The organism is Marinobacter sp. L-80 (assembly GCF_056859395.1).
Window position 1 is genome coordinate 66,239 of sequence record NZ_JBSXOI010000051.1, and the last position, 24,410, is coordinate 90,648.

The 24,410-nt window shown below is 56.7% G+C and carries 24 protein-coding genes; 14 read left to right on the forward strand and 10 right to left on the reverse strand.

From position 1 onward, the window contains the following. Positions 1–20: 20 nt before the first annotated feature. From merP to AC13E3_RS06170, 8 genes are all read left to right on the forward strand, one after another. Positions 21–296, forward strand: coding sequence for a mercury resistance system periplasmic binding protein MerP (gene merP, locus AC13E3_RS06135; protein ID WP_202348814.1), 276 nt, complete (start codon positions 21–23; stop codon positions 294–296). A 23-nt stretch (positions 297–319) separates the two neighbouring features. Further along, the gene (gene merF, locus AC13E3_RS06140; protein ID WP_202348815.1) at positions 320–568 is read left to right on the forward strand and encodes a mercury resistance system transport protein MerF; all 249 of its coding nucleotides are present in this window, start codon (positions 320–322) and stop codon (positions 566–568) included. After that, positions 565–1,968, forward strand: a complete 1,404-nt coding sequence (gene merA, locus AC13E3_RS06145; protein ID WP_202348816.1) for a mercury(II) reductase — start codon at positions 565–567, stop codon at positions 1,966–1,968. Before merF ends, merA begins: the two co-directional genes overlap by 4 nt. A gap of 11 nt (positions 1,969–1,979) precedes the next feature. Further along, positions 1,980–2,603 carry an organomercurial lyase MerB gene (gene merB / locus AC13E3_RS06150; RefSeq protein WP_202348817.1) on the forward strand — a complete coding sequence of 208 codons (624 nt, stop codon included), beginning with the start codon at positions 1,980–1,982 and terminating at the stop codon, positions 2,601–2,603. A 1-nt stretch (position 2,604) separates the two neighbouring features. Next, complete coding sequence (locus AC13E3_RS06155) at positions 2,605–3,036, forward strand: MerR family transcriptional regulator (protein ID WP_288944751.1); 432 nt, start codon at positions 2,605–2,607, stop codon at positions 3,034–3,036. Between the two features lie 98 nt (positions 3,037–3,134). Further along, complete coding sequence (locus tag AC13E3_RS06160; protein WP_202348819.1) at positions 3,135–3,857, forward strand: cytochrome c biogenesis CcdA family protein; 723 nt, start codon at positions 3,135–3,137, stop codon at positions 3,855–3,857. 671 nt (positions 3,858–4,528) lie between these two features. After that, positions 4,529–5,833 carry a Glu/Leu/Phe/Val family dehydrogenase gene (locus AC13E3_RS06165; RefSeq protein ID WP_288944747.1) on the forward strand — a complete coding sequence of 435 codons (1,305 nt, stop codon included), beginning with the start codon at positions 4,529–4,531 and terminating at the stop codon, positions 5,831–5,833. A 51-nt stretch (positions 5,834–5,884) separates the two neighbouring features. Then, positions 5,885–6,250: a group III truncated hemoglobin gene (locus tag AC13E3_RS06170; protein WP_194855916.1), complete on the forward strand. Its 366-nt coding sequence runs from the start codon at positions 5,885–5,887 to the stop codon at positions 6,248–6,250. A gap of 337 nt (positions 6,251–6,587) precedes the next feature. On the opposite strand, the gene AC13E3_RS06175 is transcribed toward AC13E3_RS06170, so the two are convergent. Continuing rightward, positions 6,588–7,577: a site-specific integrase gene (locus AC13E3_RS06175; RefSeq protein WP_194855917.1), complete on the reverse strand. Its 990-nt coding sequence runs from the start codon at positions 7,575–7,577 to the stop codon at positions 6,588–6,590. Positions 7,578–7,772: 195 nt separating this feature from the next. Between AC13E3_RS06175 and AC13E3_RS06180 the strand changes: the two genes are divergently transcribed. Continuing rightward, complete coding sequence (locus tag AC13E3_RS06180) at positions 7,773–8,828, forward strand: DNA-binding protein (RefSeq protein WP_202348823.1); 1,056 nt, start codon at positions 7,773–7,775, stop codon at positions 8,826–8,828. 150 nt (positions 8,829–8,978) lie between these two features. Here the strand turns inward: AC13E3_RS06180 and AC13E3_RS06185 are convergent, their stop codons facing one another. Then, a complete protein-coding gene (locus tag AC13E3_RS06185) occupies positions 8,979–9,647 on the reverse strand; it encodes an AAA family ATPase (RefSeq protein WP_288367513.1) in 669 nt (222 codons plus the stop codon). Positions 9,648–9,839: 192 nt separating this feature from the next. Here AC13E3_RS06185 and AC13E3_RS06190 point away from each other — a divergent pair, with 192 nt between their 5' ends. Both AC13E3_RS06190 and AC13E3_RS06195 read left to right on the forward strand, forming a co-directional pair. Beyond that, positions 9,840–10,739: a DNA replication terminus site-binding protein gene (locus AC13E3_RS06190; RefSeq protein ID WP_058341907.1), complete on the forward strand. Its 900-nt coding sequence runs from the start codon at positions 9,840–9,842 to the stop codon at positions 10,737–10,739. Further along, entirely contained in the window at positions 10,720–11,196 is a 477-nt protein-coding gene (locus tag AC13E3_RS06195; RefSeq protein ID WP_482901827.1) for a hypothetical protein, read from the forward strand. The genes AC13E3_RS06190 and AC13E3_RS06195 overlap by 20 nt, the downstream gene beginning before the upstream one ends. 248 nt (positions 11,197–11,444) lie before the next feature. On the opposite strand, the gene AC13E3_RS06200 is transcribed toward AC13E3_RS06195, so the two are convergent. Together AC13E3_RS06200 and AC13E3_RS06205 are read right to left on the reverse strand one after the other, a co-directional pair. After that, on the reverse strand, positions 11,445–11,885 hold the full coding sequence (locus tag AC13E3_RS06200) for an acetyltransferase (RefSeq protein WP_228704081.1): 441 nt from the start codon (positions 11,883–11,885) through the stop codon (positions 11,445–11,447). Positions 11,886–11,964: 79 nt separating this feature from the next. Then, entirely contained in the window at positions 11,965–12,267 is a 303-nt protein-coding gene (locus AC13E3_RS06205; protein ID WP_072678555.1) for a type II toxin-antitoxin system TacA family antitoxin, read from the reverse strand. A gap of 525 nt (positions 12,268–12,792) precedes the next feature. Between AC13E3_RS06205 and AC13E3_RS06210 the strand changes: the two genes are divergently transcribed. Next, positions 12,793–13,017: a hypothetical protein gene (locus AC13E3_RS06210; protein ID WP_273134862.1), complete on the forward strand. Its 225-nt coding sequence runs from the start codon at positions 12,793–12,795 to the stop codon at positions 13,015–13,017. Positions 13,018–13,053: 36 nt separating this feature from the next. Here the strand turns inward: AC13E3_RS06210 and gltS are convergent, their stop codons facing one another. The 5 genes from gltS to AC13E3_RS06235 form a co-directional block, all read right to left on the reverse strand. Beyond that, entirely contained in the window at positions 13,054–14,259 is a 1,206-nt protein-coding gene (gltS, locus tag AC13E3_RS06215) for a sodium/glutamate symporter (protein WP_288367489.1), read from the reverse strand. A gap of 85 nt (positions 14,260–14,344) precedes the next feature. Beyond that, positions 14,345–15,097, reverse strand: a complete 753-nt coding sequence (locus tag AC13E3_RS06220; protein WP_288367488.1) for an SDR family NAD(P)-dependent oxidoreductase — start codon at positions 15,095–15,097, stop codon at positions 14,345–14,347. A gap of 179 nt (positions 15,098–15,276) precedes the next feature. After that, complete coding sequence (locus tag AC13E3_RS06225) at positions 15,277–16,407, reverse strand: ABC transporter permease (protein ID WP_075274410.1); 1,131 nt, start codon at positions 16,405–16,407, stop codon at positions 15,277–15,279. 1 nt (position 16,408) lies between these two features. Continuing rightward, positions 16,409–19,171 (reverse strand): ribosome-associated ATPase/putative transporter RbbA, encoded by a 2,763-nt coding sequence (gene rbbA, locus AC13E3_RS06230; RefSeq protein WP_288367486.1) that lies wholly within the window; start codon positions 19,169–19,171, stop codon positions 16,409–16,411. 3 nt (positions 19,172–19,174) lie between these two features. Continuing rightward, the gene (locus AC13E3_RS06235; RefSeq protein WP_288367515.1) at positions 19,175–20,254 is read right to left on the reverse strand and encodes an HlyD family secretion protein; all 1,080 of its coding nucleotides are present in this window, start codon (positions 20,252–20,254) and stop codon (positions 19,175–19,177) included. 261 nt (positions 20,255–20,515) lie between these two features. On the opposite strand from AC13E3_RS06235, the gene AC13E3_RS06240 reads away from it, so the two are divergent. Together AC13E3_RS06240 and AC13E3_RS06245 are read left to right on the forward strand one after the other, a co-directional pair. After that, the gene (locus AC13E3_RS06240) at positions 20,516–21,151 is read left to right on the forward strand and encodes a TetR/AcrR family transcriptional regulator (protein ID WP_288367485.1); all 636 of its coding nucleotides are present in this window, start codon (positions 20,516–20,518) and stop codon (positions 21,149–21,151) included. A gap of 142 nt (positions 21,152–21,293) precedes the next feature. Further along, positions 21,294–23,234, forward strand: coding sequence for an esterase/lipase family protein (locus AC13E3_RS06245; RefSeq protein ID WP_288367484.1), 1,941 nt, complete (start codon positions 21,294–21,296; stop codon positions 23,232–23,234). Between the two features lie 72 nt (positions 23,235–23,306). On the opposite strand, the gene AC13E3_RS06250 is transcribed toward AC13E3_RS06245, so the two are convergent. Continuing rightward, a complete protein-coding gene (locus AC13E3_RS06250) occupies positions 23,307–24,140 on the reverse strand; it encodes a phospholipase A (RefSeq protein ID WP_288944309.1) in 834 nt (277 codons plus the stop codon). Positions 24,141–24,410 lie beyond the last annotated feature (270 nt).

The window sequence follows — 24,410 nt, forward strand, 5'->3', positions numbered from 1 at the left end:
TGACTGAGAGGCACTACACCATGAAAAAGTCCCTGATTGCTGCCGTACTGTTTACGCTGTTCAGCCTGCCTGCCCTGGCGGCGCAACAAACGGTGACCTTGTCCGTTCCAGGCATGACCTGTTCGGCCTGCCCGATTACGGTTAAAGCTGCCCTAAAGCGGGTCGACGGCGTGAGCGCTGTGGATGTCCGATATGAGGAACGTGATGCGACGGTTACCTTTGACGATGAGAAAACCTCCGTTGAGGCGCTGACTCAGGCCACCACCAACGCGGGTTATCCGTCCACCCTGAAATAAACCGGGACGACAAACGAGTAACCATGAAAGATCCCAAGACCCTGTTGCGAGCGAGTGCAATTGGCACGGTCGTGGTCGCGCTGTGCTGCTTCACGCCGATTCTGGTGGTTTTACTCGGATCCGTCGGTCTGGCCGCACTGACCGGCTACCTGGATTACGTGCTGTTGCCCACGCTCGCCATTTTTATCGGCCTGACCTGCTACGCCGTATGGCGCAAAAAGAAATACGACGCCTGCTGCGATAGCCCATCTACCAAGGAGTCACATGAATGAGTAACGACAACCTGCATATTGCTGTGATTGGCAGTGGCGGCGGAGCCATGGCCGCCGCTTTGAAGTCGGCGGAACGCGGAGCCCGGGTAACGCTGATCGAACGTGGCACCATCGGTGGCACTTGCGTCAATGTCGGCTGCGTGCCCTCGAAGATCATGATCCGCGCCGCTCACGTGGCCCATCTGCGCCGCACCAGTCCGTTCGACGAGGGCATTGCGGCGGTCGAGCCTTCTATTAACCGGCCCCGGTTGCTGTCCCAGCAGCAGGCCCGGGTTGATGAACTTCGTCACGCAAAATATGAGGGGATTCTCGAAGACAATCCGGCGATCACTGTCCTGCAGGGTGAGGCCCGTTTTACCGATGCCAATACGCTGACAGTGACGGGAGCCGACGGCACGGAACGCGAAGTACGCTTTGACAGAGCATTCATTGGTACCGGTGCGCGGCCTACCATCCCCCCGGTTCCGGGCCTGTCCGATACGCCGTACTGGACGTCCACCACGGCACTGGCCAGCGACACCATTCCAGACCGGCTGACTGTCATCGGGGCGTCCGTCGTGGCCGTGGAGCTGGCACAGGCGTTTGCCCGGCTGGGCAGCGAGGTGACCATCCTGGCGCGTAGCCGGCTGTTTTCCCGTGAAGACCCGGCTGTTGGCGAGGCCATTGAAACCGCGTTCCAGGCCGAGGGCATCAAGGTTCTGAATAACACGCAGGCGAGCCAGATCCGCTATACCAATGAGGAGTTCGTTCTCGCTACGAACGCGGGGGAACTGCGGGCCGATCGGCTGCTGGTGGCCGTGGGACGCACACCGAACACAGACAGACTGAACCTGGAGGCTATCGGCGTCGAGACTGCACGCGGGGCGATTTTAGTCGATGACTGTCTGCGTACCACCGTGCCCGACATCTATGCTGCTGGGGACTGCACCGACCAGCCGCAGTTCGTTTATGTCGCCGCTGCCGGTGGCAGTCGGGCAGCGGTCAATATGACCGGCGGCGATGCCCGCCTGGATCTCAGTGCCATGCCGGAGGTGGTCTTTACCGAGCCACAGATTGCGACCGTCGGTTTATCCGAAGCTGACGCCGAGGCAAGAGGCTACGTCACCGACAGCCGTACCCTGACCCTCGACAACGTGCCACGGGCCCTGGTCAACTTTGATACCGGAGGCTTCATTAAAATGGTCGCGGAACGGGAAAGTGGACGGCTACTGGGTGTGCAATCCGTCGCGGGTGAGGCCGGCGAACTGATCCAGACTGCGGTGATGGCGCTACGCGCCCGCATGACCGTCAACGAGATTGCCGATGAGCTGTTCCCGTACCTGACGATGGTTGAGGGTCTGAAGCTGTGCGCTCAAACCTTTACCAAGGATGTCAAACAACTATCCTGCTGCGCGGGATAAGGCAAGGCCCCATGAATGATGTGCGAGAAATCGTGAATCGGCTGGGCCTGACCAGAGAAGCGGAGGCCGCGCTTCATGTGGCGCTATTGCGTGAGCTGGTCCAGGGTCGTTCGGTCACTCTTGAGCGGCTTGCAGCGTCGCTCAACTGGACGACGGACCAGGTGGTGCAGGTGCTGGAACAGCTGCCTTGCGGAACCGTCGAGTATGACGGTCAGGGACGGCTGGTCGGCTCCGGCATCACCCTGCGTGAAACGCCGCATGCGTTTGTGGTAAACGATCAGCCGCTCTACACCTGGTGTGCACTCGACGCTTTGATGTTTCCCAGTGTCATTGGCGAACCCGCACAGGTTCGGTCGCGTTGTCCCCACACCCACAAGCCGGTCACCTTGACGGTCACGCCACAGGAGGTGCTTTCGCTTCAGCCAGAAGACGCGGTTCTCTCGCTGGTGTCCGTGGCCACGGAGGGCGACATTCGCAGTGCCTTCTGTTGCGATGTCCACTTTTTTGCTTCTCGATCTGCCGGGGAGGCGTGGTCCCGGGACAAACCGCACGCAAGCATTGTGGCTGTCCAGGAAGGTTTCGAACTGGGTCAGGGTATTGCCCGGCAATTGCTCGACAAAGCAGGGAGCGACTGACATGACGGTGAATACCCTAATAGCGGAACCTGACGTTGAACGCGGGCCGGAAACACAAAGCCAAGGCTATGTCATTTCCGAGGCGGCCCGTCGCTGTGGTCTGTCGGTGCCTCAGATTCGGACATACCTGGATATGCGACTGGTGCACGCCTGCGGAAAAACCTCGGGGGGCTTTCGCTTGTTTGATGACCGCTGTCTGGAACGGCTGAAGTTCATTGGGGCTTGTCGTGAGGCAGGCCTGGGGCTTCCGGAGATCGCCGAGTTTGTTCATTCGCTCGACAACGGGGATGAGCAGCAGTGCCGCACAGCAAAGCGGCAAATACAGGATACGATTGCCGTTAAGAGGGCGGCGCTGAATGGCTGTACCCAAGTGCTGACAAAGGCAGAGCGTGGAACCGGGAGATCTGAGAGTGGCGGTCCAGGGATTCGGTAACGGTGCCCTGGTGGCTATCACAGCCGTTATGCCAGCTCTTTTACCAGAGGAGTATCACCCGGCAGGAGTGCGCTACTGGCAAAATGCCAGGAGGCTAAATGCTTGATCTTCCAACCTGGGGAATTGCCGCGGCGTTTGCCGGTGGTCTCGTGTCGTTCTTCTCACCCTGCACTTTACCCTTGGTTCCCGGCTACCTGTCGGTCGTTACCGGAGGCGCTCTAACCGAGGCTTCGAATCGATTGAAGGCGTTCTGGTTGAGCCTGTGTTTTGTGATGGGGTTCAGTCTGATCTTTGTTGCCTTGGGGGCAAGCGCCAGTGTCCTCGGGCAATGGTTGATGGCTTATCGTGAAGAGGCCAACCGGGTAGCTGGCGTACTCATCGTGCTGATGGGGTTGTTTATGCTGGGCTGGTGGAGCCTGCCGGCTTTACAGAGGGACTGGCGTATTGGGCAGTCACTTGAAGGTGGGCGCCCCACTGCCTCATTTATGCTGGGCATAGCGTTTGCCATTGGCTGGACACCCTGCATAGGCCCCATACTCGGGGCCATATTGGCGCTCAGTGCCACACAGGCCAGTGCTGAAGCGGGCATGCTGTATCTTGCGGTTTATTCGCTGGGATTAGCTCTCCCCTTCCTCGCAACCGCTCTGTTCATTGAACACTTTCGCCAACGAGTACGCTGGCTAAGTCGCTGGAGTCGATGGCTGAGAGCGTTTGCAGGCCTGCTGCTCGTTGTCATGGGAGTGTTGGTGCTCACCGGCCAGATGACTCTATTCACGTCATGGATGTTGTCGATGTTTCCAGTTCTCGGAAAGCTTGGTTGAGTTACCGCAGCCAAACTATAGGGAATGGTTCATGGATTTATTCTCAAACACTGCATATGAACAGGCTTCATGAACAGAAGAAGCAGCCTCGCCAGTTAACGCATTGTTTTTAATTGGTGCGTAGCTCAGCACATTTGATGAACTGAAGACACAGCGCATAAGTTAAACGTCACGCACTGTATCTGTTCGTGTCAGTCTTCGATTACCTCTTGACTCTTTTGCCCAACACCTTCATGCAATGACTGAATTAGAGGACAAGAGATGCGGATGGTTTCGACTGGGACGTTAGCCGCCTTGGCCAGGCTCCAGATGGTAAATGAATTCGCTTCCTCCGACATTTGCCTTGACTCCGTAGTTGACTACGGCTTTAAGGTTAGTCTATCGAACAAGTTCATAAAAGGTGCTATTGCAATATGAGCTGTTTCCGTACCTGACGGTGGTTGAGGATCTGAAGCTGTGTGCTCAAACCTTTACCAAGGATGTCAAAAAACTATCCCGCTGCGCGGGATAGGCAAGGCAGCCGGGAATGGCTTGCGCGACAGCATGAAGCGGCTGAATCTGAACGGATAACTGAATGCTACAGCCATTTTGCCGGTTTTCGAAACGAGCACCACTTATCAAGTCAGAATTGAAAGCATAGTAACTTTCCCTATCGAGACATTGAGGTAACCATGAGCAGCAATACCCATCACTTACTCGAAGATGCCCAATCCCGAATGGCTGACATTTACGAGTGGCTGGAGGTGGCGGACGATAGTCGCCACCGCCTGGGGCAACCTAAACGCATCCATCAGGCCAGTTTATCGGTGCGCATGGATGATGGCTCGCTGCGTGTCTTTCCCGCCTGGCGCGTGCAGTACGACGATACCCGCGGACCCACCAAGGGTGGCATTCGCTTCCACCCCGATGTCACCGAGGATGAGGTCGCGACACTGAGTTTCTGGATGACGTTGAAGTGTGCTGCGGTCGACCTGCCGTTTGGTGGTGCCAAAGGGGGTATCTGTGTCGATCCGAAGACCCTCTCCCGTATGGAGTTGGAGCGATTGTCCCGTAGCTATATCCGTGCTTTTCACGATGTAATTGGTCCCGAACGCGATATTCCGGCCCCCGACGTCAACACTAACGCCATTGTCATGGGCTGGATGGTGGACGAATACGCCCAGATCGAACGTCGGCACGTGCCTGGAGTTATTACCGGTAAACCCCTGGGACTGGGAGGCTCCATCGGCCGTGAGGAAGCCACTGGTGCAGGCGCGTTGCAGGTGTTGGACCTGTGGGTAAAACGGCAGCACCAGGAACCGGGAGATCTGAGAGTGGCTGTCCAGGGATTCGGTAACGCTGGCCAGCATTTTGCGCGCCTGGCGCACCATGCCGGTTACAATATTGTCGCGTTGTCCGACTCCCGGGGCGCCATCTACAGTGAAGAGGGATTGAACCCTGGGCCCATCCTGCGTCACAAGAACCGTACCCGTGAACTCAAGGGCATGGTCTATTGCGACGATTCCGTGTGTGACGCCGCGCAGACGCAGCCCCTTAATGGCGATGAGTTGCTGGAACTGGACGTCGATGTTCTGGTGTTGGCCGCGCTGGAAAACCAGATAACGGACGCCAACGCGGACCGGGTCCGGGCCAGGGCGATCATGGAGATCGCGAATGGCCCCATCAGCACCGGCGGTGACCGCGTCCTGCAGGATCGTAATATCCCCGTGATTCCTGACATCATCGCCAATGCCGGCGGCGTGATAGTCAGCCATCTGGAATGGGTTCAGAACCGGATGGGCGATTACTGGTCAGGCGAAGCCGTGGAAAAGCAACTCAGGCAGCGTCTTGAGCGTGAAGCGAATGCCTGTTTCAACCTGGCGGAGGAGAAAGCCATACCCTTACGCACAGCCGCCTATATCCAGGGTGTCGGGCGGATTGTGGATGCCATGGCACAACAGGGCACCCAGGGCTATTTCAATGATCATCACGGGTAAAGTGCAAAACAACCGTGGCGATCATCTCTTGATTGCTGGAGTGTCCTCCGCATGCGTGAACTGAACTCGCCCGATGCCATAACCGAACTCGTCGATGCCTTCTATGGAAAAGTCTTGGCTGACGACGTACTGGCGCCGGTGTTCCAGGGCATCGATCTGCCCCGCCACAAACCAAAGATTTACGCCTACTGGCGGAAGATGTTGCTCGGCGAGCATGACGCGTACCGACGTAATATGATCGCCCGGCACCAGGCGCTCCATAGCCGGCACTCCTTGCAGCATCAGCACTTTCAAAGATGGTTAGCGCTGTTTCTCGACACCGTGGACGAGCGCTTCAGCGGAACCATCGCCGATCGGGCCAGACGCCTCGCGCCTATGATCACCACCAACCTGCAAAAAACCCTGCTGAGAACCTGACTATTAGTATTTTTGGGTATCCGGTTGTTGAGTGTCTGGAGTATCTGGTTGATTTCGAGGGTTGGCAGACAAACGTGGAAAATCCGCCACATGCCATCCAACCCTAATTCTCACAAAGCGTGGGCCGAAGTCGATGTTTGCGAGCTCATTGGCATCAGAGGTGAGCCGGTTCGCAGCTAATCTGGGCCCAACCGGGTGCCCGTTCTCACCCAATGTGGTCCCACTGCTCGGGGTAATTGCGGGCCCGACAGATTAGCTTTGTGAGCCACTACAGATACCTGTCCATCGTGCTCTGAGTGCTTCCGGGCAGCGTAGCCAGCCGCGACCACGCTAACCATTAGTCGGTGTCCCGGATCAACCTGGCGACTTTGGTCAGTAGAGTGCTTGCGGCGTTGTCCGTAAATTGCTGCCCTTCCTCGATGTAGCCCCGCACCGTTCCGTCATGCTTCCAGCCGCCCTGGCGCTTGATCTGCGCAAAGTCGACCTTCTCCCGCGCGGCGGCGGTGGATAGACCGCGCCGGAAGCTGTGACTGCTCAGGGTCGGCACGAAGTCCAGGCCGCAGGTTCCCCCGAGCGCCTTCAGGATACGGTTCACCGACCCGCCTGAGAGGGCGTGGGGTTGCAACCGATCCCAGCGGTTGACGGCTCGAAAGACGGGGCCTTCATGAATATCGGCATGCTGTAGCCAGTTTTCGAGGGCACTGACCGGGCAGACCGGTCCGTTGCCCCGAGGCAGGGCCCGCTTCAGGCCTTCACCGTGAGGGTCTGTTTTGGAGCGTGGCAGAGTCACCACCAGTCCTTCCGGCTCCCACGACAAGTGCTTCACCTCAATCGTCACCAATTCACTGCGGCGAAACGCCCCAAAAAAACCGACCTGCAGCAGGGCCCAGTCGCGATGCTTCTTGAGCGAGTCAGGCTGCTGCTGGAGCGTTTGCAGGAAGGCCGCAATGTGTTCGAGGCGCAGCGCCCGGGCTTGCCGTTTCGGCCGGCCATGGGCGCGACGAATCCCTTCCAATGTTTTGCGCACGCCAGGGTCCCTAGCGGGATCACGCAATCCCTGAGTCTGGTGCCAGCGCCCCAGGGCTGTCAGGTAGACATCCAGCGTGCGAGGATTAAGCGCGGCGGCCTGATCGGACAGGTAGGCCGCCAGGGTCGCCGGCTGTGTCGGGAGGCGTCCGCCCCAGCGCTCAAAGCTGCGAATGGCCGCACGGTAGGTCCGGCGCGTGTTGTCGGTGGTGGCCATGTGGATGTACCGATTAGCCGAATCGGCCAACACGGTCTTGTCCGCATTACGTAATGGGGACCTGGCGGTGGGTTTTGGATCCATGACCGCTCCAATTCGAGGCGTGCTTTCAAGAGCCGCTGATGTACCGGCGTTACAGGGGCAGGATAGAACAGACCACACACTAACGCACGTTAATGCTCTTTAACGTGCGTTATGTTTCTTAAATTAACTTTGTTAATTATCTCATAAATAACGTAATATTACATATCACGTTATATGAAAAAAATGAGGCATGTCATGGCCCGCGCCGGAATTACCTACCAGGATGTCGCCAACGCTGCGCAACGCGTCCGCCAACGCGGTGACGAGCCTACTGTCGACCGGGTGCGATCGGAACTCGGTACCGGCAGTCGCAGCACGCTTGGGCCAATGCTGAAACGTTGGAAAACAGGCAGCGAAGCCGCAGCGCATCTGAACGGACTCCCGGCTGACTTGGTGGCCGCCGTGAAAGCCCTGCATGAGCGAGCTCAATACGCGGCCGATGAACGTATTACGCAGGAGCGCGAAGCGCACCAGACGCTGGAACAGCAATGGCGCACCGAGCTGGAAGAGGTGCGGCAGCGGTGCGAGTCACTGGAAGAGCAACGCTGCGGACTGGAGAAGGCCAATGAAGCGCTTCGCAACGAAAGCGATGCCCAGGCCCACGCTCTGCAACAGGAACAGCACCGGGCGGCCTCACTCACGTCCAAACTGGAGGCAAGTCAGGAGAAACTCAGTGAGACCACTGCAACCGTCCAAGAGATGAAGCAGGAAAACCGCGATATCCGCAGCCATTTCGAGCACTACCAGCAGGAGATTGCCGAGGATCGCCGTCATGAACGGGATCAGTTTCACAGGACCCAGTCAGGACTGGAGGGTCAGGTGGATCAGCTGACGCAGCAGCTCCGTTCCAGCGAACAGGACCGCGACACGCTGAGACAACATCGCGACCAAATAAACCAGCGCTATGAGGCCAGTCAGGATCACGCTGAAAACTTGAAAGAAAAGTTGCACGCGAGCCAGGCCGTCATAACACAATGGGCAACGCGAACAGAAACGCTGGAAGCGACAGTCGACCGCCTCCAGCTTGAGCGAGATAGCGACGCCGAACACCGGGAGAAGCTTGGTGCGGCCCTAACGGATTCTGAAAAACATCTCGCGGCCTGCCAGCAGCGGATCTCCGACCTCAGAGAGCGCGTGGCGGCGGTTGACGACCGAAACCAGTTCCTCAACGATCAGAATCGCGAATTACTGCAGGAAAAAGCTGTCCTCCAGGGTCAGTTGAAACAACTACAAACAAGCCTGGCTAAATAGCCCGCTATTGTCTCGGCCTGATCATCCCTGAGAGTTGCGAGTAATGCCAATCGCGCAAGGAGAAGTTAGATGTCTACAGTGATCTTTAGCAGGCTGCGATAGTTTAGGGTTTGTAAAACAGATGGTTAACGGGCTTTTTGGAGGATTTCGTCAGAATCGTTGCCGTTCCTGCAATTCCGCTAACGTCAATCCCCGAACGGCTTGCGTGCGTTCCATGAGCGCTGTGAGTTGCTGACGGGTGTGAGCCAGAGCTACAACAGAGAGACCTTTGGCGCTCAAGGAGGCCGCAAGAGTTGTGATGAGGTAAGTCTTACCCACGCCGGCAAAGCCTTGAATGGCCATGGGTTCGTCCGGCTCGGCCTCGATGGCTCGAATCAAACGGTCGTGCTCAGTCGACAGTGACACATTCCGCTGCAGACCTAGGATGTTACGTTTGATGAACACCTGGTTGAACTCTTTCGAGCAACCGTAACGCCATCGGTTTTTTTGTTCCAGGTAACTTTTGTTGGCAACGTCCGAGACTGACATGAGAAAGAACATGTCGCTGTTGCCCGGAGCCAGGTCAGAAAAGTGCTCCACTCGATCCTGTACCAGGTCCTCAATTTCTGATCTGGCCTCTTGAGAATCACCAATCAGCTGGAGGCTTTCCGCAAGGAGACGTTCACTCGCAGGGCCATTAAAGGGTTTTGATGAGTTGGCCAGTTTAAACAGGGTAAACAAACCCGCCAGCTCAGCATTGGTTAAGCCGGAGAGTCTTGTCCGGTCTTTATCCATCTCTTGTAACGTCTCAAGGCTTAGTGGGATCGCAAGTTTCGTCATGGTGTCCAATTCGTGAGTTCAGGCAATCTCAAGGATCTTTTGCTTAGGTGCAACCAAGATACCGTCAGAGTCTGGTATTGGCTAATGAAGAGATTCGTCTGCAGGAATATATGGTATAATAAATCAGGTCTTTGATTTTGTTTGTGTTCACATAGTGTCCGTGCCGTACTCTGATATTGGGAGATCCAAAACATGTTGAACTCTGATGTTGGCGATGTCCCTGTCCCGCGTGACTTGATCGAGGAGCTTTCGACTGCTTATCAATCCCTCGTCGATCATTGTGAGGGGCTAAAGAAGCTATCAGAAGCGGATCATGCCAGAAATTTTGAAGTGTATATCCCAACTTTTGGCGCCACTGAAAAACAGCGCTATACCGCGGATGCGCGCAGAGCTGCGATTATAGATGCGGTTGGGCTGACCATTGACGATACTCACAACAGGAAATACGAAGCGGGCATTATTTGTGCTTCAGATGCGACAGTGTCGGCGGTCGAGCAGCTAAATGCAGCTAAAAGTCACTTCAAGGAAACTGTTCTGAAAATCCGGAACCTTTCCCTTGAGAAGCGCGGGGTATCACGAGAAACGGTGCTAAAGAACGCTCTGAAAAGTGCCGGAATTCAGACGCTTGATCTGCGGGAGTGTTACCGACAGATCCGGATCATGCCTCGTAATTTGGATTCAATCTCCTGGACCTGGGCAACCAGTCACGCCCGGATCCAGAAACTCAGCTTTGATGAGGCCATGGCGCTTGCCGAAGGACTCAGGGATCGCGATGTGGAGTTGGCAGACACCGCCGTAGATGTCCTGAGGCGAAAATGTTCACCCGATCAGCCTTTGGTCCGCCGAATCACTCTGCCGAATCAATTGCGAGCAAACTACGCCTATCGCGAGGCGGGCAAGGTCCTCCGGAAGAGTTGCCCGATTTCGGGAGTAGTTATTGCACAGCAGGAGACTCTCCCGAGGTTGGCTTGGCGTGAAAATCCAGCATTTCGTAATGAGGTTCCAGTTCGACTCCAGCGCGAATCCAAGATAGAGCCAGAACCTGTCATTCAAGCATTGAGCATTCATCGCTATGTCGACGGTCAAGCCTGAACACCCTGCTCTCCAGGCAAAGGTACGCTGTTTCGGTTCAAAGGCGGCTCTCACTGCAGAGGCGACCTACATCACCCAAGAGGGTGGCGTGCCGCTGACTGCACTGAATTTGGAAGTCGCACCACGCCAAGGTGAACGCGTTGAATGGAAGAGGAAGATTGTTCTCCAATTGGGCGAGGACGACCTACCACTTCTTTGTTGTGTGTGTCTGGGCTATCTACCCAAGGCCGAGTTTAAGAGGCCAACAAAGGGGATAACGATTGAGCGCCAGCCCGGCAGGATTTACCTGACTGCAAGCCAAGGATCAGGCACCGGATACGCCCTACCCCTGCCCATTTCACAAAGTTTTCGGCTTGGCGCACTGGCTCTCGCACAATTAAAGAAACAGTCCGTTTGTGACGACGAGCAATTGGTATTGGCAGCGCTAAGAGGGGCGGCAGCACTGTATAAAGGTTAGGTAGAATGCCACCTGCAGCTCTCTTGGGGCTTGACTCACCCGCCAGAGATCGCGGACTCGGCGGTTTGGTATGTGGAAAGGAGCTCCAGCCCTGCCTGAGAGCACCGCCAGACTTCATACCCCTTATGCTGATGACGGACTGGCAGCGAGAGCATTCATTTTATGAATGGAACCAAAATCTCACTACAGGCCCGTTATCCAAAACTTTGAACGCTCGTTCGGGCGACAATTCCTGGTTGCGACCATTCTCAAGATGGAAGATCAATCAGCTGACCAATTGTACCCATAGGCAAGTAAAGCGACTGCAGATCTCCGAATTGCCTTCCCATAGGCAGGAAGCCGTAGCGCTTAAAAAAACGATCACTGCTCTGGGTAAGAGGGTCCGTTACAACCGCTATTCCCATGCCAGTGTATTGAACAATCCGATACGCCTCTTCCAACGCCTCAAGAACTATCGTTTCACCGTATCGGTGCTCGGATCCGTGTAGTTTGCTATCCACACCCAGCCACGCAAGCTTGATCACTGGAATGGGATAGGCCGGGTATCGGCTACGGGTCTCCTGATCTGGCAGCTCATCACGCACTACGGTTGCGCTGGTCAGGGTGAAATACCCCAGGACCGGAACTGGCAACACATTTGTAGGTTCATCATCCACCAGCACCCAGGTGCGATTAATTTTCTTGTCCATCTGCTTGCGAGCTTCTCGCCTAAGGAACTCATTTACCCGTTCCAGCCCACAATCAAACGATTTCCGGTCATGCGACTTCTTATCTAATGGCTCTAACCTCAAGGTCACCGTTTTCCATCCTTTTACTCCGGCGACGTTTCGCCCTCAGCAATGCCTCGTTCGGTGCTGGAGCTGCTTCGCAGGCTGCTACAAAAGCATCAAACGACTGGCTGTTCAGGCGATACACCTCAGCCTCCTCGATCACGCGAACCGACTTCTCCCGGATTGCCTGGATGACAAACTCTGAGAGACTGTGACTCCCGGTCAGAGCTGAAGCGCGCGCCGCCAATTCTTTAATAGCCGGATCAATTCGTAAATCCAGCCGCGCGCTTGTCTTTGACATGCGGTGTTCCTCTTTCAACTGGCTGGCCAATCGGCCAGAACCTCTGTTTTGGTGTTTTCCATTATGCTGCACTACTGGCTTAAACCTAGAAGCCATAATGTACGGAAAATAACCGTACATTAACTATCGGCTAAAGCTATCCCAATGTCAACGGGGCTTAATCCACTGAAACGCCGTATTGTAGAACAATTACAAAAAGTGTGATCACAGAAGAAACCGCTCATATGCTATGAGCAAGTCTGTATAGCTGCCCAACCGCTATCCTGGAACGCACTTCGCAAGGTGAAACATTGGGATACGAATCATTACATCGATTAAGCCTGGCCCCGGCGGGTGCGGAAGGTTTAACTGGTTGGCAGAAAATCGCACCCTGTCCGCAAAAAACCAGCGACTGATTTCACGACCCCTCGCCCATTCAACGGAACAACGTATTTGTTCCGCAAAAGAGTGACCGTTCGATGAGCCCCCTTTGGATGAGATCGGAACAAGCTATTGGTACTCGGTATGGTCGCAAAGCGAACATTCATGCCGCTGCTACTCACCGACGTGTATGCCATCCACCGTGATTTCGGCACGGCCAGCGCCGAACCCATACCTAAACTGACCGTCGCCGAAGTTGGCGGTATTTGTGGCAAGTTCGAAGATTTCTTGGCAATTCTCAACGGAAGGTCTGGCACAAGAGTCGTAAGTGGTGACGGCAAGCGCGCCCGCTATGAACTTATTAAGGTCTCGAACCAGGCTACGAAGTAAACCGGGGTCGATGACTTCCTCTTCCACGATTTTTGCCTAACCGGCCATCAGGCTGATTATCAGTGCGTTCGCAATATCGATGACCAACCCACATACCAACGGCACCACGATGAACGCCTCCCGTGCAGCGCCATGCTCCCGAGTGACCGCCGTCATGTTGACGATTGCGGTGGCAGTGGACCCTAACGCGATTCCGCCGAAGCCTGAGCACATCACTGCAGCCTGGTAATCCTTACCCATTGCCCGAAACACAACCAGAAGAACAAATGCGATAACCAGAAAAGTTTGCACCAGCATTGCCACCGTGATGAATCCAAGCACCGGTTGCAGCTCCCAAAGCCGCAGCCCCATCAACGCCATAGTCAGAAACAGGCCCAATGATATGTCGGAGATCAGGGCGAGACCTGGCTGCATGCTCGGCCAGTTCCATAAGCGCCCGTGCCCATTAGGCCTCACCCAGTCGCCGATCATACGAAGTAAGATTCCCGCCAGTAGGCAGCCTACAAAGTCAGGCAGCGTGACGGGGGTGTACGCGACCAAGGCATTGATTCCATATCCCAGCATCAAGGCGAAGTTGAGCCAGAGCAATGCCAGCAGCACTCCGTAATAGTCCAGTTGGGCATGCTGCTCATCGCTATGTAGCGTACCAATCTCCAAAGCGCTGTCGCCGGAGGCTTGCAGCCGATGCCTGCGCATCAGCAGGCTTGCGATCGGGCCACCGATGGTGCAGGCCGCGATCAGGCCGATCATGTTCGCTGCCAATCCCAGTTCCTGCGCTTGCGCAATGCCGAGGTTTTGAACGAAGTGATCGGACCAGGCCAAGGTGGTGCCCACGCCTCCGGTCAGGGAAATCGATCCCACCATCAGCCCGGCGCGCGGATCCAGGCCGAAGGCGCGTGCCATCTCCATCCCGGCCAGGTTCTGCAGCACCATGAACCCGATGGCCAACCCCGACAGGATCAGCAAGGGCCGCCCACCATGGCGCAGCGTGCGGGCGTCGGTACTCAGGCCAATGCCCGCAAAGAAATACAGCAGCAGCGCATTACGCGCTTCGAGATCGAAACTGAGCGTGATCCCCATCCCGTAGTGCAGGATGAAGACAACGAAGGCGCAGGCTAACCCGCCCACCAAGGCTTCCGGAATACTGTATCTGCGCAAAATGCTCCAACGCGCAACCAAGCCCTTGCCCACGAACAAAAGCAGGATGGCGAGCGTGAAACCATGGAAGGCATCAATCGTCATCGCGCACTCTCCCCTCCCATGCGGAAATACCTGTTCGGCATGGAGCGCGGCGTGTGGAATGTCTGTAGTCTCATCGCCGTCAGACCTACCGCGCAGTGTAGCCGCCATCCGCGATGAGCTGGGCGCCCGCAACGAAGCTGCTTCCTTCCGATAGCAGAAACGCTACGGCATGGGCAATTTCGTCCGATGTACCCAGGCGACCGATTGGATGCAGACCAGCGATCTCTTGGAGGGCCGATTGATCCAGGAAATCCAGGATGGGTGTAAGCACGTAGCCAGGGTGGATCGAATTGATCCGGATTCCCTTGGGCGCATAAGCCAGCGCTGCCGACCGGGTCAGACCGGTCACAGCATGCTTGGCTGCGACGTATGCGGGGCTCGCTGCGTCACCTACCACCCCCAGGATGGAGGAGATATTGACAATGGCTCCGCCCCCGGAGCGCAGGATGGCAGGAATCTGATGGCGTAGGCCATAGAACACGCCATTCAGGTTGACATCGATCACCCGACTCCAGGCGGCAGGGTCCAGTTCCCCTACCGGGCTCTGGCCGCCACCAATACCGGCGTTGTTGACAGCAAAGTGAAGGACTCCGAATGTATCGACCGCGCAAGCCACTGCAGCCTCAACGTCATCGATGCGTGCCACGTTGGCCACATTGGCCACGGCATGGCCACCCTCGGCATTGATGAGGCTGGTGACGCGCTGCGCATTGTCGGCGCTGACATCCGAGACGACGACATTCAGGCCGTTGCTCGCAAGAAGCCGAGCGATGGCCTCGCCAATGCCAGACCCCGCACCGGTGACCAGGGCTACGCGGCCAGAGAATGAGTACTGCATGGTGTTTCCTCCATAGGGGTGGTCAAGTTGCTGACAAGTCGGCTCAAGGGGGTGACAGCCAATAGCGGGACGCTGCCAGGCATCGAGGCATTACTGCAGGTCATAAACCCTGCAGACTCGCTGGCGATAATTGCCACCAGTGCGGCTATTTCCTCAGGCCGGCTGAGGCGATCAAACGATCAGGCCATCTGGCCGATCGTTTTGCGAAAGCGTGCCAACGACAGGAAAAACAGCACCGTGCCGATCAGGGCCAGCGCCAGGAACGGCTGCCATACCGTCTCCAGGCCCGCGTCCCGGTAAAGGATGGCCTGGCTCAGCTCCACGAAATGGGTGGTGGGTGCGATCAGCATGATGTTCTGCACGATCTCGGGCATGCTCTCGCGGGGCGTGTCGCCGCCGGATAGCATCTGCAGCGGCATGATGGTGAGCATCATCAACATGCCGAATTGGGGCATGTTGCGCGCCAGGGTGGCGATGAAGATGCCCATCGAGGTGGTGGCGAACAGGCTGAGCGCCGCGCCGGCGAAGAACAGCGCAATGGAACCCTCGACGGGAACGCCCAGGACGCCGCGCACCATGAGATTGAGGGACAGGAAGGAGGCGATCAGCACGACCAGGGCCATCGACCAGACCTTGGAGAGCATGATCTGCGCGGGTGTAACCGGCATCACCAGCAGGTGCTCGATGGTGCCGTGCTCGCGCTCCCGGATCAGCGCTGCGCCGGTCAGGATGATGGACAACAGCGTGATGTGGTTGATGATCTGCACCACCGAGCCGAACCAGGCCTTGTCGAGCGCGGGGTTGAAGCGGGCGCGCAATGCCAGATCCACGGGTGGCGCGTCGGTGCCGCGGTAACGCTTGACGAACTCATTGACTTCGCCGGTGAAGATCTGCTGGATATAGCCACTGCCGGTGAAGGCCTGGCTCATGCGGGTGGCGTCGACATTGAGCTGCACGGCAGGCGATCGCCCCGCCAGCACGTCGCGCTGGAAGTTGGGCGGAATGACCAGAGCGAAGGTGTACAGCCCCGCGTCCATGCCCGGGTCCACGTCCCCATAGTCGATCATGGCCGGTGGCGTGAACTGCGGGGGGTAGAAGGCCGAGGCAACCCGCTGGGACAGCGCCGAATTATCCTCGTCGACGATGGCGATGGGCGCGTTGTGCAGCGTCTCCGGCATGGACGTGGCCTTGGTGTAGACCGACGCGGTGAACACATAGACGATGAGCACAAGCATCATCGGATCGCGCCAAAGACTCCACAGCTCCTTGACACCAAGGTCGTAGATGTTGGCCAGGTTTCTTCTGCGCATCTCAACGCTCCTGCTTCTTGAGTAGCAAAACAGCCACGCCGAGAATGACCGGAACCGAAATGAGCATCGACCACAGCGGCCCCGTCAGGTCGGCCAGGCCGAGTGATTTGTTGAACACGCCACGGCTGATGGAGATCATGTGCGTGGCGGGGTAGATCTCGCCGATGAACTTGCTGGAGCCTTCAAGCGAGGACACGGGATCCCTCAGGCCGGCGAACTGGGTGGCCGGAATGATGGTGCCGATCATGGCAAAGAACATGGCGGCGATCTGGCTGCGCGTGACGGCCGAGGCCAGCAGCCCCATGCCTGTCGCGGCGAAGGAGAAGATCAGCGCGGCCAGCGACAGGGTGAAGAAGCTGCCCGTGACCGGCACACCGAAGACGGTGACCGCGAGCAGGCTCATCAGCAGGAAGTTCACCATGGCCAGACCGACATAGGGCAGTTGCTTGCCAAGCAGGAACTCGATGCGCGTGACCGGCGTCACGTACAGATTGGTGATCGACCCGGTTTCTTTCTCGCGCACCACCGCCAGCGCAGTCAGCATGGCCGGCAGCATGAGCAGCAGCAGAGGGATCACCGCCGGCACCATGGCCGGCAGGCTCTTGACATCGGGGTTGTAGCGAAAGCGTGTCTCGACGCTCGCATTTCCTGCGGCGCTGGCACCGCTGCGTTCGCTGGCCTGTACGAGCAGCCAGTGCTGGTGCATGCCCTGAACGTAGCCCTGGACGGTTTCCGCGCGTTGCGGCATGGCGCCGTCGATCCAGGCACCTATCTGCACGTTCTGGCCTCGCAACACATCGCGAGAGAAGCCAGGGGGGATCTCAATGGCCAGCGACAGTTCGCCGTTGCGCATGCGTCGATCAAGGTCCTCGTAGTCGATGATCGGCGCGTGCTCGGTGAAGTAGCGCGATCCGGCCAAGTTCAGCGTGTAGTTCTGGCTAAGCGTGGTCTGGTCGCGATCGAGCACCGCATAGCTCAGGTCCTCGACGTCCATGGTGATGCCGAAGCCGATCACGAACATCAGCAGCAGCGAACCGCCCAGCGCCAGCGTGGCGCGTACCGGGTCCCGCTGCAATTCCAGCGTCTCGCGCCACAGATAGCTGAACATTCGCTGCAGACTGAAACCGCCAGAGCCGTGCCCGCCGTGTTCAGCGGGCGCCGCCGATGGTTGCTCCTCGTGATCGGCGGCCCCGGGCTGGCTGGCCGGCGCCGCCGTGCCGCCCTCGGCTTCGACGAGGTAGCCGATGAAGGCCTCTTCAAGGGTTTTGGCGCCGCGCTTCTCGACCAGTCTGGCGGGCACGTCGCTGTCGAGCACCTTGCCCGCATGCATCATCGACATGCGGTCGCAGCGCTCTGCCTCGTTCATGAAGTGGGTGGAAATGAAGACCGTCACCCGGTCACGCCGCGACAGCTCGATGAGCAGTCGCCAGAACGCATCGCGCGCCACCGGGTCGACGCCCGAAGTCGGTTCGTCCAGAATCAGCAGTTCTGGCTTGTGCACCATGGCGACCGCCAGCGACAGGCGTTGGCGTATGCCCAGAGGCAGACTGGCCGGCAGGCTGTCGATGACGTCCACCAGCCCGAAGCGCTCCACCATCTCATCGACGCGAGCAGGAATGTCCTCCGGGGACACACTGAAGAGCTTGGCGTGCAACTCCAGGTTCTGGCGTACCGTGATTTCGCTGTAGAGCGAGAACGCTTGGGACATGTAGCCGACGCGGCGGCGGGTGTCCAGGTCATGCGGATCGACTTCGTGGCCGAACAGCCAGGCCCGGCCCTCGCTCGCCGGCAGCAGGCCGGTGAGCATCTTCATGGTCGTGGACTTGCCGCACCCGTTGGAACCGAGGAAGCCGAAGATCTCACCGCGCCGGATACGGAAGGAGACACTGTCGACAGCGACGAAGTCGCCGAAGCGCATAGTGAGCTCCTGGGCTTCGATGGCAATGTCATCCGCTCCGTCATCAGGCAGCGGAGGAATGACCACCGCCTGGTGCCCACGCTTTTTCTCTTCCGGGAGCAGGCGGATGAATGCCTCTTCCAGGTTCGGGCTGCCTGTTCTTGCCAGCAATTCCTTCGGCGTGCCGGTGGCGAGGACCTTGCCGTCGTCGATGGCGGCCAGCCAGTCGAAGCGCTGGGCCTCATCCATGTAGGCCGTGGCCACAATCACGCTCATGCCGGGGCGATCGGCGCGGATACGGTCAATCAGATCCCAGAACTGCGCGCGCGCCAGCGGGTCCACGCCAGTCGTCGGCTCATCGAGAATCAGAAAATCCGGGTCATGAATCAGCGCGCAGCACAGGCCGAGTTTTTGCTTCATGCCCCCGGACAGCTTGCCTGCCGGGCGCTCCAGGAATTTGAACAGGCCAGTGGCCTGGGTGAGCTCATCGATCCGCTGGCGGCGCTCTGCGGCGCCATGACCGAACAGGCGCGCGAAGAATTGCAGATTCTCCTCGACCGAGAGCGTCGGATACAGGTTTTTGCCCAGTCCCTGCGGCATGTAGGCGATGCGCGGGCATACCTGCTTGCGATGGGCCTTGCTGGCCATATCTGCGCCCAACACGGCGACACAGCCTTCTTGGATGACGCGAACGCCAGCCAGTAATGCCAAAAGGCTGGACTTACCGACTCCATCCGGACCAATCAGGCCGGTCATTTGTCCTGCAGGAATCTCCAGGTCAATTCCATCCAGAGCCAGGACATCTCCATAACGTAAGCGTACCTGGTGAACGCTGGCAACGCTCGCGAACTGCGAGGACTGATTCATTTTTTACTCCGGCACGCGAAGGTCAAGACTTCCGGGCCATTCCACATCAGTATCAAGCCTGACCCATGCCACACCGGGCAGGCCTGTCTTGACCTGCCTGAGATGCTCATGCAGCAACTCTGGAGAGATTTGTGCTCGTACACGAAACATCAGCTTTTGTCGCTCGCTAGCAGTTTCTACAGTCTTGGGGGTGAACTGTGCAGCACTAGCCACATAGGAAATCGTCGCCGGAATAACGTAATCGGGCGCGGCGTCCAAAACGATACGCACTTCCGAGCCGATACCTACGCGACCAGCTACCGTTTCGGGCAGAAAAAAAGTCATGTAGACATCCGTCAGATCAATCAGGTTCAGTACTCGACCTCCCGCGCCCAACACTTCGCCAGGTTGCGCCACACGTATCTGAACCCGACCATCACGCGGTGCTCGCAGCTCGCTATCCCGGATTTCTGCTTCGATACGGTCGATGGTGGCGGTGGCAGCGGATACGGTCGACCGCGCACCAACGAGTTGGGCTTTGGCGGCCTCAACGGCTGCACGTGCGGCTGCCGCCTGGGCTTTAGCGACGGAGACTGCGGCTCGGGCGCCGCTGGCCTGCGCTCTATCATCGTCTAGTTGCTGTATCGATGCGGCCCCCCTGTCCGACAACGTCTGAGAACGATTCAGACGGCGCTGCGCAGCATCGAGCTCAGACTCTCGTTGGTCCACAAAGGCCAAAGCAGCAACAACGTCAGCTTCGCGCAGGGCCACCTGCGCCTGCGCCGCCGCAACCATATACTCCGCCTGTTGGCGCATGGCCTCGGCCTCGTCGCGCTGTGCTTCGAGCGTCTCCAGCTGCATCTGGGCCAATGGTTGGCCGGCCTCTACAAAGTCTCCCTCGCGAACAAAAATGCCTTCAACGCGCCCGGGCAGCTTTGTGGCAATGTCGATCTCGGTGGCTTCAATTCGACCATTACCACTGACGAAGCCTTCGCCGGGCCCTGTTTCGGAATAGTTCAACCAGCCCCACCATGCCAGGGCGGCAGCGCCTATTGCAAGACTAACAATCAGTAACTTTTTCATGAGAGAAGATGAGGTAGTCATCAATCCGGGGAAGCCTCAGTGGGTTGGTTCGAAGGATCAGACGCACGCGCCGAGACCGCCCCCTTTTTCGCATAAACAAAAAAACGACTGGGCGGTTATTTTAAATTATACGGTACAATTCATACACTGCAAGCAACCGCACCGTCACTGCTGAACGCAAGCAGTTGCAACTAAAGTTGTTCAGCCAGTTTCGCTTCTGATCACTTCACTGGCGAGAGGGCCTACAATGACATTCATAGAACTTTTCAACAGGGTCTTTCAATGCAACCCAAAAATAAGGACGCATCGCCCAAACGCCGCTACTTGTCCTCTGAAGCCAGAAAAGAAGAGATACTGGAGGCCGCGCTGATAGAGTTTTCGGACCGGACTTACAATGCGGTGTCCATGGAGCAAATTGCGGAACGTGCTGGCTTGTCCAAGGCCGGGATCTATGCTCATTTCAAACGCAAGGACGAAATTTTTCATGCCTTGCTCGAACGGACGACACGACAGCTCTATGATTTCGAGGGTTGGCTTCCTGATGAAGACTTGTCTTTGTCTGACTTCATCGATGTCTATCTTGAACGCCTCTACGCAACCTTCGACTCTCCAGGTACCATTTCGATCTACCGGCTAATTTTGGCGGAAAGCGACCGTGCGACGGAGGTGGTGCAGTTCTGGCACGATAAAATTGTGCGCCAGTTACAGGAGAGATCGCAGTCCGTCATCCAACATTACATACACCGAGGCGTTGTTCGGCCCAGCGTCTTGACCGACCACTTTTTCCCGCTGGCACTTGCTCCCGCACTATTGTGGATGAACTCCTCAATGCTATCCCAGGGCACCCCTTCAATATCACTCAAGGATGTAAAAGAAACGCATCGACAACTCTTGTTTGAGCTTTTGCACCCGAGGTGACTTGGTCGATGCACAGAATCAGTCCTCTAATGCAAGCAGTCGTTGGCAACGAACACGCACTAGCCTCCGACGAGAAAAATGGAGATCTCTTACAGTCGATTCAAAGAGGAGACCCCGGCACGTCTCTTGAAAGAGCGCCTCTATGAGGCTTCTTCACCCTCACCACTTACTGGTATTTTTAGCGATTGTCTCACCATTGATGGGTGGCTGCTCCATTCTAGGGGAGCTTAGCCCAGCGGTTGAAACTGACACCCTTCACCCAGGTGAATTTCTCAAGCTCAAGCGTGGCGATATTCTGACTCGTGGCACACTCAGCAATGCCACCGTTCAGACCGTTAGGGCGGCTGGGCTGGAGGAAGAGGCATGTGCAACCCCGATTTCGTCGGGCTGCGTCGATGCGTTTACCAAGGTAGCGGACATTTCTGAAGACCAGCAACTGGCAGCCATATCTGAGCTTTGGCTGGCGCGAGCGCAAACGATAAGCTCAGACCCCGAACGATTGGCGGCCTGGCTTGAGGTTGTCCGCTATGCTTATGCCTACCTTTTTTTTGGCAATCGCCAGCCTGGCGAGCGAGCTTTTGAGTATCGACAGACCCAGATACAAGACTGGTATAACTATGCTGTCGCACAGGCTGCCACTCAATTGTTCGAAACCCGGGAGCAAGGGACTGGCCATGACTCTGGTACTGGCCAACAGCAAACGGCTGGTTGGGCAATACAGCTTGAAACAGATGAGCCCCACTTTCCATCCGTTAGCACGCTCCCATCTGAACTTTTACCGGCCTCGGCTTTCTCCTTCCGAGGCCTGCGTAGCGTATATAGACGAGATGGCATTGGCGCTGAAATGGTGGCAGTTATGCCGGATGAGTCTCTGGCTGAGACACGTTCTCAAGGTGCTAACCAGCAACCGAAGCGTGACAGAGAGCTGCCGTCATGGAGTGAGATGCCCACCCCCTCCATAACGATCACGCTACGCCCCGACGGCGAAGACCTGCAAAGCGTGCTGCACACCCAGCAAGCCTATCTGACAGTTCACAATCCCTATATAGAGTCGGCCATCGTGATACAGGGACAGCGGACACCGTTGGCCGCCAATTTCACAGCAGGCTATGGGCTGTGGCTGGCGCGCTCAGATTTTCGCCGACAGTCGCTTAGAAGTCTGTTTGGTCGCAAAGGCAGCATCGACCGTCCCCATGTTTATCTGATGCAGCGATATGACCCAAACAAACGAATCATCGTTATGCTGCATGGACTAGCAAGCAGTCCTGAAGCCTGGGTGGACCTCGCCAACGAAGTTCTGGGTGATGAAACTTTGCGTCAGCATTTCCAAATCTGGCAGATTTATTACCCCACCAATTTGCCGATTGCATTAAACCACGCTGCAATTCGCAAAGCCCTCAGTGATACGCTCGCACACTTTGATCCCTCGGGCCAGGCACCGGCGTCCTCGAACCTCGTACTGGTAGGCCATAGCATGGGTGGTGTTCTTGCGCGGCTGATGGTTTCAACAACCGATCAGTCGCTAGTGAAACTGGCCGAGAATCACAGCCAATTTACGCCGCAGCAGATCAAACGCATTGAGCCGATACTGCGCTTCGAGCCCTTCCCTTCTGTTAACAGAGCCATCTTTCTAGCAACTCCACACCGAGGCACAAAGGTCGCCGCAGAACCTTTTGGGCGCTGGATGGCAGGACTGATTCGCTTCCCCGTTAGAGTGCTCGAAGAACTCACTCACATACTGGCACCCCGCGCAGCAGCCATTGATAGACAGGGAAAGCTGCCCGACTTATCTAACAGCTTAGACAACCTGAGTGAAAAAGATCCTTTCGTCAGAACAGCTGCAGACCTCCCGATTTCTCCCCGGGTACGCTATCATTCGATCGTGGCTCGCTCCGATCCCGACATGGCACTCGCCGATTCTGACGATGGCCTTGTACCTTACCGCAGTGCTCACCTTCCCGGCGCTTACTCAGAAAAAGCCATTATTTCCGGCCACAGTGTACAGAAAACCGCAGGCACCATTCTGGAAATCAAGCGCATTCTAAAAGAAGACATAGCCCAGCAGGGACCAAGCCAACCCTGACTAATTGCTCAAAAAAATTCAAGCGTCCGACTCACGGCAGCTGCTGGTGCTTTTATCATGTTCCGCATTTGCCTAGCGCACGATGGCAAATCCAAACCGAATCTGAAAGTCCTGTTTTCGATTAAAGGTTTCGAGCGTTTCGCCATAGCCCTTAAAAGTCCTCAGAAACAGATAACCGCCCGTTCGTTCGAAAATGCGTTTGCGGATCGGATACGACAGGTCGAGCTGAATGGTGGTTCTGCCATTGTCGCCGAGCCGAAATAAAGAAGAAATCAGCAGGCTCTCCTCAGTCCCTACCCGAAGCATCAAGTCAGAATAGCCCCGATAATCTGCAATATCGTCGTTTTCAGAGCCCTTAGCTAAATAACCGACAAGCTTCGGGGCAAGAGTCCATTGCTGGCCAAGTAGCGTGCGGCTCCACACCGGCATCAAAAATAAAGTATCGATGCTTCGAGACCGGTCTTCATCCTGCCCATTTGAAGCATGCTCATAGCCTACCCTCAGCAATCTCGCACCAAACGGACTGGATTGTGAATCAAACTCCCAGAATAAGCTGGGCCTGTAAGTGGAGTCCTCGAACGGCGCAGACTCCTCACTCAGGTTCCAGAGAGAGGTCTGGGTGTAAGCAAAGTGCAGATCTTCCAACCAACTTGCGCGCCTCACCACAAAACCGTCCTCTGCAAAAACACGGTACTTAAGGCTTAGCTGAAATTCCGCGGTTGTATCGTCATCCCTCCCTAAGGCGAAGAACATCGGTTCATTAATGGTTAAAGCAGGCTCCTCATTTGACTCAGTCAAATAAGCGTTGCCGGAAGAATGACTTTGTGCTGCGTCACTTGCCTCCAGGTTCAAAGGTGATAGAAATGCAAGCACAACAAGAGTTCGACTATTCAAAATATCCCCCAAAGTTTCATATCTTGGCCCACTACGCCCCTAACTCCCACTTTTGCCCCACTCCTGCTGATTAGGAAATGTCGAAGTAAACAAAGTATTCATTGGTTTAACGCCGGCCTCTGTGTCCTAGCCTGCCTATCGCCACGGATGATCCGTATTTTCACGCGGCCTCCTCAACGAAAAACAAACGACTGGATGGTTGTTTGTATTCTAGTCTAGACTGCCAGTGCTGCAAATGACCGTGTTAGAAAAAATTCAGCTTCGTGGTTGAGGCAGCGGATT